Source organism: Xenorhabdus sp. IM139775 (assembly GCF_028598745.1).
GTDB lineage: Bacteria > Pseudomonadota > Gammaproteobacteria > Enterobacterales > Enterobacteriaceae > Xenorhabdus.
The window spans coordinates 68,663-83,227 of record NZ_JAQRFK010000007.1 but is presented as its reverse complement, the minus strand read 5'-3'; the positions used below and the strand labels follow the sequence as shown (position 1 = coordinate 83,227).

The following is a 14,565-nucleotide window of genomic DNA, read 5'->3' as shown; positions in this document are numbered from 1 at the left end:
ATCGACCGACGTATTGGGCAGTTGATGCAGCCAGTTTTCCAACTCAAGTAGCGCCTTGGCCGATTCAGTTGCGGGGTACAATGGATCATCTTCATTGAGACAGCCAACAGACGAACCATAAACTGAAGTAGAACTGGTAAAAATAATCCGCGGAACCGAATAAGAAAGTGCCGTGTCAACAACCAGTTGCACTGCTTTAACATATTCCTTCCCACCTCCGGCCACACCACTAACCGGCAATGCCAGAACCAACACATCAACCAACATCAGTTGATCAAGATCATCTGCATCGCAAATAATCTGAGGAGCCAAGTTCAATAGGTAACAATCCACCCCGCACATACAAGCCGCTTCAACACCATCTGGTGTAGTTTTACTACCAACGACCTGCATCCCCCCGCGTTGCAGTGCTTGTGCCAATGGCATTCCTAACCAACCCAGTCCAATAATGGAAATTTTTTTCACCGTGATCCCCCGAAGCGCAATGCTACTTAAAAACAATACATTAATATAAAATAAACGTCTTTTCTTAAAAAAAGTTTGCTTTTTATACACAAAATCGTATAGGTTAAACAGCGAGCAACCAATCCTTAGTCACAAATATAACGTTTATAAAGTTACGTACAGTCATCATTCAGTACAGCATATCCTTGTATAAAGCAGTTTTGTATAGAAAATAGCCTGAACCAAATACAGATAGAGAACGCGCATATGAACCGTATTCAATTTAACCATCATCATCACCATCATCCTGACTAGTCTTTCAGGCTGCTGTGTGCTGGAAGACATTTGACCCGTCTTCCGGTGGCATGAATACGATGAAAACCCTCGGAAGATTTTCCGGGGGTTTTTTGTTTCTGATATCTACGAATTAATTACTGACTGAATCTTGATATAGGGTAAAACACAACATGCTAGATAAAACACGCTTACGCATCGCCATTCAAAAATCAGGCCGTCTGAGTGATGACTCCAGAACGTTACTGGCGCGCTGCGGCATCAAAATTAATTTACAGCAACAGCGCCTGATCGCCTTTGCTGAAAATATGCCTATCGATATTCTGCGTGTCCGCGACGATGATATTCCGGGCCTTGTGATGGATAGTGTTGTCGATCTGGGCATTATTGGGGAAAACGTCCTTGAAGAAGAATCATTGACGCGCCGGGCACAAGGAGAAGATCCCCGCTATCTGACATTGCGCCGCCTCGATTTTGGTGACTGCCGGCTTTCCCTGGCAACACCTTTAGATTGCGATTATACCGGCGTGGCATGTCTGCAAGATTCCCGCATTGCAACCTCATACCCGCACTTATTGAAACGTTATTTAGACCAACAAGGCATCCACTTCAAATCTTGTCTTCTCAATGGTTCCGTTGAAGTTGCCCCCCGTGCAGGGCTTGCAGACGCTATCTGTGATTTAGTTTCAACAGGTGCCACATTGGAAGCCAATGGCTTGCGGGAAGTTGAAGTGATTTACCGCTCAAGAGCCTGTTTGATCCAGCGTGATGGCGAAATGCCGGAAGCCAAACAACAGCTTATTGACAAATTGATGCTCCGCATTCATGGCGTCATTCTGGCGCGAGAATCCAAATACATCATGCTTCATGCGCCCAGCGACAAACTGGAAGAGATTATCTCCCTGCTGCCGGGGGCTGAGCGCCCCACCATCTTGCCACTGGCAGGTGCACAAAATCGCGTCGCCATGCACATGGTCAGTAGTGAAACCCTGTTCTGGGAAACGATGGAAAAACTCAAGGCATTAGGTGCCAGTTCCATTCTGGTTCTGCCAATTGAAAAAATGATGGAGTGACCGTTGATGAACACCAATTTTAACACCATCATTCGCTGGCAAGAATGTACACCGGAACAACAAAAAATATTACTGACACGTCCGGCTATTACCGCATCCGACGATATTGCCGCGGCGGTTAAACAGATTCTGGCAACCGTGAAAACGGGGGGTGATCAAGCATTACAAGCGTTCTGCCAACGCTTCGACAAGACGACCGTTGAAACTATCCAAATTTCTGCTGATGAAGTTAATGCAGCGGCCGCTCGCCTGACCCCGGAAATCAAGCAGGCCATGCAATTGACCATGAACAATATCCGCCGGTTCCACGAAGCACAAAAACCGGCAGAGGTTGATATTGAAACCCTGCCGGGCGTTCGCTGCCAACAAGTGACGCGCCCAATAGATTCAGTTGGGCTTTATATTCCCGGCGGCTCGGCCCCCCTGCTTTCCACAGTATTAATGCTGGGTACACCTGCCAACATTGCGGGTTGCCGTCAAGTTATCCTGTGCTCTCCTCCCCCGATTGCTGATGAAATACTCTATGCCGCACAACTATGTGGGATCAGCGAGATATTTCAGATCGGCGGGGCTCAAGCCATTGCCGCAATGGCATTCGGGACAGAATCCGTTCCCAAAGTAGACAAAATTTTTGGCCCCGGCAATGCGTGGGTGACCGAAGCCAAGCGTCAGGTAAGCCAACAAATCAACGGCGCAGCGATCGATATGCCCGCTGGCCCATCCGAAGTACTGGTGATCGCTGACAGCGGAGCCAATCCCGCATTTACGGCAGCAGATTTACTTTCACAAGCAGAGCACGGCCCCGATTCCCAAGTCATATTGGTCACTCCCGATGAAAATCTGGCCGGAAAAGTGATCCGTGAAATTGAAGCCCAGCTCGCCGTTTTGCCACGTCAGTCCATTGCAACCCAAGCCCTGCAAGCCAGCCGGATCATTGTCACCGAAGATCTCGCCCAGTGTGTGGCGATCAGCAACCAATATGGCCCGGAGCATTTGATCATTCAGACTCGTCAGCCTGAACAACTGGTCGAGCAAATTACCAGCGCCGGTTCCCTTTTTCTCGGTGACTGGTCGCCTGAATCCGCCGGAGATTACGCTTCCGGCACTAATCACGTTCTGCCTACCTATGGCTATACTTCAACCTATTCCAGCCTTGGTCTGGTTGATTTCCTGAAAAGAATGACCGTTCAACGGCTCACTCCCCAAGGATTAAAAAACCTCGCACCCACGATCGAAACACTGGCACAGGCAGAACAACTCATCGCACATAAAAACGCCGTTACATTACGTATGACTGCTTTGAACAAGGAACAATCATGAGTACGGTTTTTGATATCAATTCATTGGCAAGAGAAAACGTTCGCAAATTAGTCCCTTATCTGTCTGCCCGCCGTCTGGGCGGTTGTGGTGATATTTGGTTAAATGCGAATGAATACCCCATCGCACCCGATTTCCAACTCAGCGAAAACACGCTCAATCGCTATCCTGAATGCCAACCCGCCACAGTCATTCAGCGTTATGCCGATTACGCTGGCCTGCAACCTGAGCAAGTCCTTGTCAGTCGTGGTGCTGATGAATCTATCGAGTTGTTGATCCGCGTTTTTTGCGAGCCAGGACGCGATGCGGTACTGTTTTGCCCACCAACCTATGGTATGTACGGCGTTAGTGCCGAAACCTTCGGTGTAGAGCAGAAAAAAATCCCGGTCAACGCCGACTGGCAACCCGATATCACCGCCATCAAAAATAATCTGGATCGCGTCAAGCTGATCTATATCTGTAGTCCCAACAACCCGACAGGCAACCTCATTGACCCTGCGGCATTACGCCAGATCCTTGAATTGGCCCGGAACCGCGCCATTGTTGCCATTGACGAAGCCTACATCGAATTTTGCCCACAACATGCCGCTAGCCATGATACCACCCGTTGGCTGTCAGGCTATCCTCACTTGGTCATTTTGCGAACCCTCTCGAAAGCTTTTGCTTTGGCTGGATTGCGTTGTGGATTTACGCTGGCTTCCGCCGATATCATCGCACTGATGCTAAAAGTGATTGCCCCTTATCCACTGGCGACACCGGTTGCCGATATCGCGGCACAAGCGTTAACGAAAACGGGTATTCAAACCATGAGAAATCGTGTGGAAGAAAATGCCTGCAATCGGGCTTATCTCCAGCAAGCTCTCAGCCAATCGACGTTGGTTGAAAACGTGTTTCCAAGCGAAACCAACTATATTTTGGTGAAATTTACCCATGCAGAACGCGTATTTAAGACGCTCTGGGAACAAGGGATCATCCTGCGTGATCAGCGTAAGCAGCCGGGATTAGAGAATTGCCTGCGTATTACCATCGGCAGCCGGAATGAATGTGAACAGTTGGTGCGAGCCATTAGCGCACTCGCCGACCAATCGCAACAAATCAAGGAAACTGAGAACCCATGAGTCAGAAAATGCTTTTTATTGACCGCGATGGCACATTGATCACCGAGCCGCCCAGTGATTATCAAGTTGATCGCCTTGATAAATTGGCTTTTGAGGCTGGTGTGATCCCGGCCTTGCTCGCCCTGCAACAAGCCGATTATAAATTAGTGATGATCACTAATCAGGACGGGTTAGGTACGCCCAGTTTTCCGCAAGCGGATTTTGAACCACCCCATGACTTGATGATGCAGGTTTTCACCTCACAGGGTATTCATTTTGAAGAGGTGCTGATCTGCCCACACAAACCAGAAGATAACTGCCACTGCCGTAAGCCCAAACTTGGATTGGTGCAAAAATATCTGGCAGAAAATGTCATGGATACGGAAAACAGCTACGTCATCGGTGATCGGCAGACTGATTTGCAATTAGCTCAAAATATGGGGATCAAGGGCATTCGCTACCAACCCGAATCACTGGGATGGACAGCCATCCGTAACAAATTGATCAGCAAGGAATTTACCCGTAAAGATCGCCATGCCCAAGTTGAACGAAAAACCAAAGAAACCACGATTGATATTGAAATTTGGCTGGATCGTGAAGGAGAAAGTCGCATCAACACGGGCGTCGGTTTCTTCGATCATATGCTGGATCAAATCGCGACTCACGGTGGCTTCCGCATGAATGTACAAGTCAAGGGCGACCTCCATATTGACGATCATCACACCGTAGAAGATACCGGACTCGCACTGGGAGAAGCCTTAAAACAGGCATTGGGGGATAAACGCGGGATTGCCAGATTTGGCTTTATGCTGCCAATGGATGAATGCCTTGCCCGCTGTGCCCTGGATATTTCCGGCCGTCCACATCTTGAATATAAAGCTGAATTTAAACATCAGCGTGTTGGTGATTTGAGTACCGAGATGATTGAACACTTTTTCCGTTCCCTCTCTTACACAATGGCATGCACCCTACACCTGAAAACCAAAGGCAAAAACGATCACCATCGGGCAGAAAGCCTGTTTAAAGTCTTTGGCCGGACATTGCGACAAGCCATTCGCGTAGAAGGCGATACCTTACCCAGTTCCAAAGGTGTTTTATAGAAGGCATAAAGGAAGTCATGATGAACGTTGTTATTTTAGATACAGGCTGCGCTAACCTTGCTTCTGTGACTTATGCCATCCGTCGGTTAGGCTATAAGCCCATTGTGAGTCTGGACGCGGAGATTGTGCAAGCAGCCGATAAACTCTTTCTGCCGGGCGTGGGTACGGCGGCGGCCGCAATGAAACAGCTCGAGCAACGGCAATTAATTCCCTTGATTTATTCTCTTACCCAACCTGTATTAGGGATTTGCCTCGGTATGCAGTTACTGGCCCGTGTCAGTGCGGAAGGGAATAACATCCCGCTACTGAAATTAATTGACGCGCCTGTCGAAAAAATGGTGACCGCAGGTCTGCCATTGCCACATATGGGTTGGAATCAAGTGAAAACGCAAACAGACAGTCCCCTGTTCCGCCACATTGCAGATAACTCCCGTTTTTATTTTGTACATAGCTACGCGCTACCGGTGGGTGACTACACGATTGCCCAAACAAAATATGGCAACCCATTTAGCAGTGCCATCGCAAAGGGCAATTTCTTTGGTGTGCAATTCCACCCTGAGCGTTCAGGTGCCGCAGGTGCACAATTACTCAAAAACTTTTTGGAGATGTAAGCGCATGATCATACCTGCTCTAGATTTAATTGATGGCAATGTGGTGCGTTTGCATCAGGGGGATTATGACCAACGGCGGGATTATGGCCGTTCGCCACGTTCTCGTTTACAGCAATATGAACAGGCAGGTGCTAAATTGCTGCATTTGGTGGATCTGACCGGAGCAAAAGATCCTGCCAAACGCCAAATTGCCCTGTTGCAAGAGTTACTGGCAGGCGTTACGGTTCCCGTTCAGGTCGGCGGAGGAATTCGTTCAGAAACAGAGATAAATGCCCTGCTTGCAGCAGGCGCGAGTCGGGTTGTCATTGGTTCTACGGCAGTTACCCAGCCGGAATTAGTCAAACAATGGTTTCAGCGCTACGGCGCAGGGGCCATTGTGCTGGCACTGGACGTCCGCATTAATGCAGATGGGGTGAAACACGTTGCGATTAGCGGTTGGCAGGAAAACAGCCGTGCTACCCTTGAAGATGTCATCGAACAATACCTCCCCGTTGGGCTAAAACATGTTTTATGTACCGATATTTCCCGTGATGGCACATTAAGCGGCACTAATATTGCCCTCTATCAAGAAATCAGCCAACGATATCCGCAAATCCAATTTCAGGCCTCCGGCGGTATTGGCAGCCTTGCCGATATCTCTCCCCTGACTGCATCCGGTGTGGCAGGTGTCATTGTCGGGCGGGCATTACTGGAAAGAAAATTTACCCTGACGGAGGCAATCCAATGTTGGCAAAACGCATAATCCCGTGTCTGGACGTCCGTGACGGGCAAGTGGTCAAAGGCGTCCAATTCCGTAACCACGAAATTATTGGTGATATTGTTCCTCTCGCGCAGCGCTATGCCCAAGAGGGTGCTGATGAATTAGTGTTTTATGATATTACTGCCTCTTCTGATGGTCGCGTGGTCGATAAAAGCTGGGTGGCAAAAGTGGCAGAAGTCATCAATATCCCTTTCTGCGTGGCGGGTGGTATCAAAACGGTCGAAGAAGCCGGGCAAATTCTGGCATTCGGGGCAGATAAAATTTCCATCAACTCCCCGGCCTTGGCTGATCCCGATTTGGTTAACCGTCTGGCAGATCACTATGGTGTCCAATGTGTCGTCGTCGGCATTGATACATGGTTTGATAAAAACACCAACCGTTATCAGGTTTACCAATTTACCGGGGATGAAAAGCGCACAACCGCAACACGCTGGCAAACACTGGATTGGATCAAAGAAGTCCAGCAACGCGGCGCTGGTGAGATCGTCCTGAATATGATGAATCAGGATGGTGTGCGTAATGGTTATGATCTTACCCAACTGAAATTAGTGCGTGATGTCTGTTCTGTGCCACTGATTGCGTCTGGGGGAGCCGGGGCACCAGAACATTTCTTGGATGCCTTTCAAGTTGCCAATGTTGATGGTGCCTTAGCCGCCTCTGTCTTCCACAAACAGATCATTAATATCGGCGAACTCAAACAATATCTGGCTACACAGGGTGTCGAGGTGAGAACATGTTGACAGCACGGAAATTAACCACGAAAGAAATTGAGCAACTGGATTGGGAAAAAGTAGCTAACCTGATGCCTGTCATCGTTCAACATGCCACCTCCGGCACCGTGTTAATGATGGGTTACATGGATCAGGAAGCACTGAATATCACGCTCAATTCTGGCAAAGTGACCTTTTTCTCCCGCACCAAACAGCGGTTATGGACAAAAGGCGAAAGCTCAGGCCACTTCCTGAATCTGGTCGGCCTCTATCCCGATTGTGATAACGATACGCTGCTGGCCTTGGTGGAGCCGATTGGCCCGACCTGTCATAAAGGCACCGAGAGCTGTTTTGCGCCTGCACAAACTGAGTGGGGGTTTCTCTATGAATTGGAACAATTACTGGCCAGCCGAAAAAATGCCTCGCCGGACAGTTCCTATACCGCCCGCTTGTATGCCAGCGGAACAAAACGTATCGCCCAGAAAGTGGGCGAAGAAGGCGTAGAAACTGCGTTAGCCGCGACGGTCAATGACAGGGAAGAGTTGACCAACGAAGCCGCCGATTTGATCTATCACCTGCTGGTCTTATTGCAAGATCAAGACCTCGACTTTAGTTGTATCATCCAACAATTACGGGAACGGCACTCAACGTAAAACTTCAAGATACATTTATTATTTCCCCATGACAGAGAGGAAATAATAAAGCAGCCCTCATCTTGCGGGCTGCAACTTGCAGTTGATAGGGTATCGTTGAGATTATCAGTACCGTCTGTTGCTCTTTTAGCAACGACAACCCCCTGATGCCCCCATCGTCGTCGCTCCAGTTGGAACCACAAAATGATTTGCGACTGTTCCACAATTAAAAGCCCCATAGTGCATGTGGCCTTCACCCATCACACTAAACAAGCGATGATACCGACTTCTACGAATGATATCAGCCGTATTCCGGCATACCGGCACCGCTTTCCCTGTATCAAATATATGATCTTTATCAAGAAGAAAACGAACAGGAGAGCCAGGGAGATTTCCTTGATAGATGGCGACTTGACCATAATCTTCACAGCCATCTTCCAGCTCAATCTTGAATAACCGGAGCGTCATTGAATACAGTTTCGCACCCCCCAGTTTTTCCTCAATAGATTGGTTGCCAATAGCCTTTAATCTGCTCTCAACAATGCGGATATCCCGAAAACCGGCATCACGTGCCACCCGGACGAAATCGCCGTAATACAAGGCATCACCGATACACTCCCCAACCAACAATGGATCATTTTTCAACTCTGGTGAAAGCCTGCGATCAGAGAAAATATCGGCAAAATAAATTTCTCCCCCAGGTTTGAGTAACTGATACATTCCCGCAAGTACATCAGACTTTGCAGTAGCTAAATTAATGACACAATTGGAAACGATAACATCAACACTATTTGACGGCAGGTTGAGTCGATCTAAGGACTCAATATTACCATGTATAAACTGTACATTACTTTCGCTATAGCCATAGGCTTCTCGGTGATAATCGAGGTAGCCTTTGGCAAACTCAATTTGCTCAGACGTAGTATCCACGCCAATAACGTGCCCTTCTCGTCCGACTAATTCAGATAAAATGAAACAATCTCGCCCGCCGCCACAGCCTAAATCCAATACCGTTAAGCCAGACAGTAAAGGAGGAAAAGGAGTACCACAACCATAAAAGCGTTGCTGTACATCTGGATGGACTGTTTTTAGTATGGCTTTGATCTCAGTAGAAGGTGCCTCATCTACAGTACAAATATTGGTGCGTAAATCGTCCTTATTTGAAAGCGTTGTACCGTAGTAATGCTGTATCTCTTCAATTCGCTGAGACGATTTTTGTGCTTTGGTTTTCATCACTTTATTACTCCAATTCTAATAAAATCCACTGCCTTAGACCAAATATAACGCGGTATTGAGCAGCATTTAGAAAAACAGGAAAGCTGCGTAACCCGCGATTATTGCCATAACAAAAATAACAGTGACAAAGGCCACTAAGAGCTTAAGTGTAAACAGGGAACGCAATAAAATTAGCTCAGTCAGGCTGGCACCCGCACTGCCGATAATTAACGCCAGAATCGCTCCGGCGCTGACCCCTTTCGCCATCAAGGCCGCAGAAAGCGGTATCAAGGCTTCAGCGCGAATATATAGCGGGACACCAATAACAGCAGCAACCGGAATAGCAAATGGATTATCTGAACCGGCATATCGCTCAAGCAGGTTCGTCGGTACATAGCCATAGATCACACTGCCGATTGCGATACCGATAAATAAATAAGGCAGCACCCCCTTAAAATCTGACCAAACTTCTTGCCACAGACCGTTATACCTGCTTGTTGGGCGATCAACTTTGGCAGATCGGCTGTCGCAACAACTTGCAGGTTGCGAGGCTATTTGGGTAGCAGAACAACAGGAAGTTGCTGTTGATTCACAACTATTTGATATAGCTGGCTTAACGTCACAACAACTCCCGGCGGTTCCGCAATTAGGCGCTTCTTCGCGGCGGATATAACGTTCAAATCCCAAAACTTGCAGCAACCATCCGGCACCGAGTGAGACTAAAAGAGCCGATAGGACATAAATCGCGGTCAACGTTGGGCCAAAAGTAACGACCAGCAAAACAACAATGATGGGATTCAACAAAGGGGAAGAAAATAAAAATACCATCATTGGACCAAAACCGGCTCTGGCACGAATTAGCCCTTTCAACATGGGGATAGTCGAACAACTGCAAAAAGGCGTGATAGATCCGAGGGCGGCCGCCAGAAAATAACCTCTTTTCCGGTTAGCGCTTAGTAAGGCTTCTACTTTGGCTGGAGATATATGTCGCTGGAGAATACCTACCAGCAAGCTAATGCCAATAAACAAAGCTGATAACTCTATGGCAAGCAAAGTAAACATGTTGAGGGTTTCTTGTAATTGGGAAGACATTTCAGTTCTCCAATGATCTATATTTCTAGTAATATGGAAATATAAAAGATATTAGATTGCCATTGCAATTCCTGTCAAGAGCATTTTAATATTTCTAGAAATATAGATATTTTACTGGGAGACACATATGAAACACGAAGAAGTCGCTGCAAGTCTGGCTGAGTTGGGGAATATTCATCGATTATCGATATTTCGATTTTTAATTAAGGCAGGTCATCAAGGGGTTTCTGTCGGGGAAATTCAGAAAGCCTTAGGTATTCCGGCTTCAACGCTATCACATCATCTCACCCGCATGGTAAGAGTTGGGCTAATTCGTCAAGATAAGCACAGCCGTACTATCGTGTGTATACCTGAATATCAGCACTTGGAAAATTTGATCAACTTCTTGCAAGAAGAGTGTTGTGTGGGGGTTTCGGTTGCAAATTGCACCGGGCAATCTGCAACTGAACAACCTTTCACCAAACAATCATGCAGATGACATAAAACAGAATAGGGATAGCAGAAAATACTATTCTCATTAAGTGTACAGCATAAGATCACAGCTAACATAAAAAAGCAGAGCCTGTCTGTACGCTTTTGAAAATACGCTATTACTATGTCAAGAGTGACTTGTCAGGCGTTACATTGCTGACTTAAAGATAGCAATGATTTCTTCATGCGATGCCTGAATCGGGTTAGTGAATCCACAAGCATCTTTTAACGCATTGGTCGCCAATATTGGCAAATCTTCCTGTCTGACATTCAACTCAGACAAACCTGCCGGGATATTGACATCTTTTGCCAATTCACTGATTGCATCAATACAGGCTTCAGCACCTTGTACATCGTTTAAGGCACCCACCTCAACGCCCATCGCCGCCGCTATCTCTTTCAGGCGTGCAGCAGCAACTTTCGCATTGAATCTCTGTACATGTGGCAGTAAAACCGCATTACAGACACCATGCGGCAAATCATAAAATCCACCTAATTGGTGGGCCATCGCATGGACATACCCCAAAGATGCGTTATTGAATGCCATCCCGGCCAAGAACTGGGCATAAGCCATATTCTCACGTGCTTCCATATCATTGCCATCTGCAACCGCACGGCGTAAATAATGGCTAATCATGGTCACGGCTTTCAGCGCACAAGCATCAGTAATAGGATTTGCCGCCGTGGAAACATAAGCCTCAATAGCATGAGTCAATGCGTCCATCCCTGTTGCAGCAGTCAATCCTTTTGGCATCCCGGCCATCAATGCTGAATCATTGACTGACAAAATAGGTGTCACATTTTTATCCACAATGGCCATTTTGATATGACGTTCAATATCCGTAATAATACAGAAGCGGGTCATTTCAGAAGCGGTTCCCGCGGTGGTATTGATGGCAATCAAAGGTAGCTGCGGTTTAGCTGAACGATCAACACCTTCATAATCACGAATGTCTCCGCCATTAGCGGCAACCAGTGCAATACCTTTTGCACAGTCATGCGGTGAACCGCCCCCTAAAGAGATCACACAGTCACAATGGTGCTGGTGCAGAATCGCCAAACCTTCTTCAACATTCACCGTTGTGGGGTTCGGATTTGTGCCAGCATAAATGGCACTTTTTATCCCAACATCCGCCAGCAAAGACTGAACTTGTCCAACAACACCAATCTCGTTTAACACGCGATCAGTGACAATCAAAGCCTGTCTGTAGCCATAATCTTTCATTAATTCGACGGCTTCAGTCATGCACCCCATGCCGATTTTATTCACTGGCGGGATAAAGAAAGTTGATGCTGCCATTTGAAACTCCTTAGTTTTTACTGAAGTATTTCAAATCTCAATGTCATAAATTGAATTACAGTGTGACACTTATCTAACCCAGTAAATTTGACCAAAATCAATAATTATTGATGTAAGCCGGAAAAAATAGGTATCAATTTTTCCTTTGAGTTTATACAGGAGAACATTTTGCTAAAAGACGATATTTTTGAGCGCCTCACTGCCTTATTAGACACTCATGACGCCCGCTACCGGGTGATGGAACACGCGACCGGCGGCCGGTCAGAAGACGTGGCAAAAATACGGGGAACCCATCTGGGACAAGGTGCTAAGGGGCTGGTTTGTCATGTGAAAGGAAAAGGTTATCGGCAGTATGTTCTGGCTGTTTTGCCCGCTGACCAACAGGCCGATCTTGCCACTCTCGCCAGACAGGTGGGAGGAAGCCGGGCATCTCTGGCAAGCCCCAAAGAAGTTTCTGAATTAACTCGCTGTGTTTTTGGGGCTATTCCACCATTTAGTTTTCACCCGGAACTCAAGTTGGTTGCTGATCCGCTTTTGTTCGAACGCTATGACGAACTGGCATTTAATGCAGGCAGTCTGGAACGTTCGATTATTCTGCACACGGAGGATTACCGCCGCATTGCGATGCCAGAATTAGTGGCTTTTCGGAAAATAACCGATTGAAGATAACGTAAATAAAATTTACATTTTGCTATAATTTAACCAGACGAAAATAGGCGATTATTATATGAATAATATTTTTGCTCTGGTAATACTCGGTCTTGCTATCCTCATCCTCGCGGTATTCCTTTATTTCCACGATGCGGAGATAGCACACTGGTTGGAACGATTTACCCAACGGTTGCTTAATTGGCAACCGCCGACCTGATACTTTACGTCTATTTCACAAGGCCTTATATTTCACAAAAAAGGTGCTGATAATTCAGCACCTTACTTTGAGAGCTTCTTATATCTTATAAAGATATTTAATGATCACTCTAACCATTCCGTGTGGAAAACGCCTTCTTTATCAGTACGCTTGTAAGTGTGCGCACCAAAGTAATCACGCTGCGCCTGAATCAGGTTGGCAGGTAATACCGCAGAACGATAGCTGTCGTAATAAGAGATGGCCGCAGAGAAGGTTGGCGTCGGGATGCCATTTTGCACACCATAAGCAATAACGTCACGCAGGGCTTGCTGATAATCGTCGGCGATTTGTTTGAAGTAAGGGGCTAAAAGCAGGTTAGCGATAGCCGGATTTTCATTGTAGGCATCCGTGATTTTTTGCAGGAATTGCGCACGAATAATACAACCCGCACGGAAGATCTTGGCAATTTCACCATAGTTCAGATCCCAGTTGTACTCATCCGATGCGGCTTTCAACTGTTGGAAGCCCTGCGCGTAAGAAACAATTTTACCCAGATACAGAGCACGGCGAACTTTCTCAATAAATTCAGCTTGATCCCCGTTGAATGGCTGAATCTCAGGGCCGGACAGTACCTTGGATGCCGCGACGCGCTGATCTTTCAGCGAAGAGATATAGCGTGCAAATACAGATTCCGTGATAAGTGTGACGGGAATACCCAGATCCAGCGAGCTTTGGCTCGTCCACTTACCGGTGCCTTTGTTAGCGGCTTCATCCAGGATCACGTCAACCAGATATTTTCCTTCTTCATCTTGTTTGCGGAAAATATCGGCAGTAATTTCGATCAAATAGCTGCTCAGTTCACCCTGATTCCAATCACTGAACACTTCAGCCAATGCCTGATTGCTCAGGTTCAATGCGTTTTTCAACAGGGAATAGGCTTCTGCAATCAACTGCATATCACCATATTCAATGCCATTGTGAACCATCTTCACATAATGGCCTGCACCATCTGCCCCGATATAAGTCACACAAGGTTCGCCATCAACCTGAGCCGCAATCTCTTTCAGAATAGGGGCCACTAACTCATAAGCCTCTTTCTGGCCACCCGGCATAATGGAAGGGCCTTTCAATGCGCCTTCTTCACCACCGGAAACCCCCGTACCGATAAAGTTAAAGCCTTGGGCAGATAATTCACGATTACGGCGGATCGTATCCTGAAAATAGGTGTTGCCACCATCGATCAGAATGTCACCCTTATCCAAATGTGGTGTCAGTGAGGCAATGGTTTTATCTGTAGCTTCACCCGCCTTAACCATCAACAGAATACGACGTGGCTTTTCCAGCGAACCGACAAACTCTTCAATGGAATAACTTGGAACTAATTTTTTCCCTGGATTTTCAGCAATAACTTCATCAGTTTTATCGCTGGAGCGGTTAAAAATAGATACAGAGTAACCCCGGCTTTCAATATTCAACGCCAGGTTGCGCCCCATTACCGCCATACCGACAACACCGATCTGTTGCTTGGACATGAATAACTCCCGTCTAATAATGACTGCCGCCCACCCAAGATGCTGTACGTGATGCTGTGTATCATCTACA

At 47.0% G+C, this 14,565-nt stretch carries 16 protein-coding genes, 1 pseudogene and 1 other annotated feature; of the genes and pseudogenes, 12 read left to right on the top strand and 5 right to left on the bottom strand.

What is annotated here, in order from left to right; genetic code table 11:
* Positions 1-465 (bottom strand): annotated as a pseudogene (locus tag PSI17_RS02895) (SDR family NAD(P)-dependent oxidoreductase); the annotation flags it as partial.
* A 246-nt stretch (positions 466-711) separates the two neighbouring features.
* Between PSI17_RS02895 and hisL the strand changes: the two are divergent.
* From hisL to hisIE, 9 genes are all read left to right on the top strand, one after another.
* Positions 712-759 carry a his operon leader peptide gene (hisL, locus tag PSI17_RS02890; protein ID WP_113967449.1) on the top strand — a complete coding sequence of 16 codons (48 nt, stop codon included), beginning with the start codon at positions 712-714 and terminating at the stop codon, positions 757-759.
* Positions 735-855, top strand: a sequence feature (His leader region). It overlaps the preceding gene by 25 nt.
* A 56-nt stretch (positions 856-911) precedes the next feature.
* Positions 912-1,811 carry an ATP phosphoribosyltransferase gene (gene hisG, locus PSI17_RS02885; protein WP_273550517.1) on the top strand — a complete coding sequence of 300 codons (900 nt, stop codon included), beginning with the start codon at positions 912-914 and terminating at the stop codon, positions 1,809-1,811.
* 3 nt (positions 1,812-1,814) lie between these two features.
* Positions 1,815-3,131 carry a histidinol dehydrogenase gene (gene hisD / locus PSI17_RS02880; protein ID WP_273550516.1) on the top strand — a complete coding sequence of 439 codons (1,317 nt, stop codon included), beginning with the start codon at positions 1,815-1,817 and terminating at the stop codon, positions 3,129-3,131.
* On the top strand, positions 3,128-4,246 hold the full coding sequence (gene hisC / locus PSI17_RS02875) for a histidinol-phosphate transaminase (RefSeq protein ID WP_273550515.1): 1,119 nt from the start codon (positions 3,128-3,130) through the stop codon (positions 4,244-4,246). Before hisD ends, hisC begins: the two co-directional genes overlap by 4 nt.
* Positions 4,243-5,325 carry a bifunctional histidinol-phosphatase/imidazoleglycerol-phosphate dehydratase HisB gene (hisB, locus tag PSI17_RS02870; RefSeq protein ID WP_273550514.1) on the top strand — a complete coding sequence of 361 codons (1,083 nt, stop codon included), beginning with the start codon at positions 4,243-4,245 and terminating at the stop codon, positions 5,323-5,325. The genes hisC and hisB overlap by 4 nt, the downstream gene beginning before the upstream one ends.
* Positions 5,326-5,345: 20 nt before the next feature.
* The gene (gene hisH, locus PSI17_RS02865; protein ID WP_273550513.1) at positions 5,346-5,936 is read left to right on the top strand and encodes an imidazole glycerol phosphate synthase subunit HisH; all 591 of its coding nucleotides are present in this window, start codon (positions 5,346-5,348) and stop codon (positions 5,934-5,936) included.
* Positions 5,937-5,940: 4 nt separating this feature from the next.
* Positions 5,941-6,678, top strand: a complete 738-nt coding sequence (gene hisA, locus PSI17_RS02860; RefSeq protein WP_273550512.1) for a 1-(5-phosphoribosyl)-5-[(5-phosphoribosylamino)methylideneamino]imidazole-4-carboxamide isomerase — start codon at positions 5,941-5,943, stop codon at positions 6,676-6,678.
* Positions 6,660-7,436: an imidazole glycerol phosphate synthase subunit HisF gene (gene hisF / locus PSI17_RS02855; RefSeq protein ID WP_273550511.1), complete on the top strand. Its 777-nt coding sequence runs from the start codon at positions 6,660-6,662 to the stop codon at positions 7,434-7,436. Before hisA ends, hisF begins: the two co-directional genes overlap by 19 nt.
* Complete coding sequence (gene hisIE, locus PSI17_RS02850; RefSeq protein WP_273550510.1) at positions 7,430-8,059, top strand: bifunctional phosphoribosyl-AMP cyclohydrolase/phosphoribosyl-ATP diphosphatase HisIE; 630 nt, start codon at positions 7,430-7,432, stop codon at positions 8,057-8,059. The genes hisF and hisIE overlap by 7 nt, the downstream gene beginning before the upstream one ends.
* A gap of 126 nt (positions 8,060-8,185) precedes the next feature.
* On the opposite strand, the gene PSI17_RS02845 is transcribed toward hisIE, so the two are convergent.
* Together PSI17_RS02845 and PSI17_RS02840 are read right to left on the bottom strand one after the other, a co-directional pair.
* Positions 8,186-9,271, bottom strand: a complete 1,086-nt coding sequence (locus PSI17_RS02845; protein WP_273550521.1) for a methyltransferase domain-containing protein — start codon at positions 9,269-9,271, stop codon at positions 8,186-8,188.
* A 69-nt stretch (positions 9,272-9,340) separates the two neighbouring features.
* Positions 9,341-10,345: a permease gene (locus PSI17_RS02840; RefSeq protein ID WP_273550509.1), complete on the bottom strand. Its 1,005-nt coding sequence runs from the start codon at positions 10,343-10,345 to the stop codon at positions 9,341-9,343.
* A gap of 127 nt (positions 10,346-10,472) precedes the next feature.
* On the opposite strand from PSI17_RS02840, the gene PSI17_RS02835 reads away from it, so the two are divergent.
* The gene (locus PSI17_RS02835) at positions 10,473-10,823 is read left to right on the top strand and encodes an ArsR/SmtB family transcription factor (protein ID WP_273550508.1); all 351 of its coding nucleotides are present in this window, start codon (positions 10,473-10,475) and stop codon (positions 10,821-10,823) included.
* Positions 10,824-10,964: 141 nt separating this feature from the next.
* Here the strand turns inward: PSI17_RS02835 and yiaY are convergent, their stop codons facing one another.
* Complete coding sequence (gene yiaY / locus PSI17_RS02830; protein WP_273550507.1) at positions 10,965-12,116, bottom strand: L-threonine dehydrogenase; 1,152 nt, start codon at positions 12,114-12,116, stop codon at positions 10,965-10,967.
* Between the two features lie 168 nt (positions 12,117-12,284).
* Between yiaY and PSI17_RS02825 the strand changes: the two genes are divergently transcribed.
* A complete protein-coding gene (locus PSI17_RS02825; protein WP_273550506.1) occupies positions 12,285-12,779 on the top strand; it encodes a YbaK/prolyl-tRNA synthetase associated domain-containing protein in 495 nt (164 codons plus the stop codon).
* 64 nt (positions 12,780-12,843) lie between these two features.
* Positions 12,844-12,984 (top strand): hypothetical protein, encoded by a 141-nt coding sequence (locus PSI17_RS02820; RefSeq protein ID WP_273550505.1) that lies wholly within the window; start codon positions 12,844-12,846, stop codon positions 12,982-12,984.
* A 104-nt stretch (positions 12,985-13,088) separates the two neighbouring features.
* Here PSI17_RS02820 and gndA read toward each other — a convergent pair whose 3' ends face one another.
* Positions 13,089-14,495, bottom strand: coding sequence for an NADP-dependent phosphogluconate dehydrogenase (gene gndA / locus PSI17_RS02815; protein ID WP_273550504.1), 1,407 nt, complete (start codon positions 14,493-14,495; stop codon positions 13,089-13,091).
* Positions 14,496-14,565 lie beyond the last annotated feature (70 nt).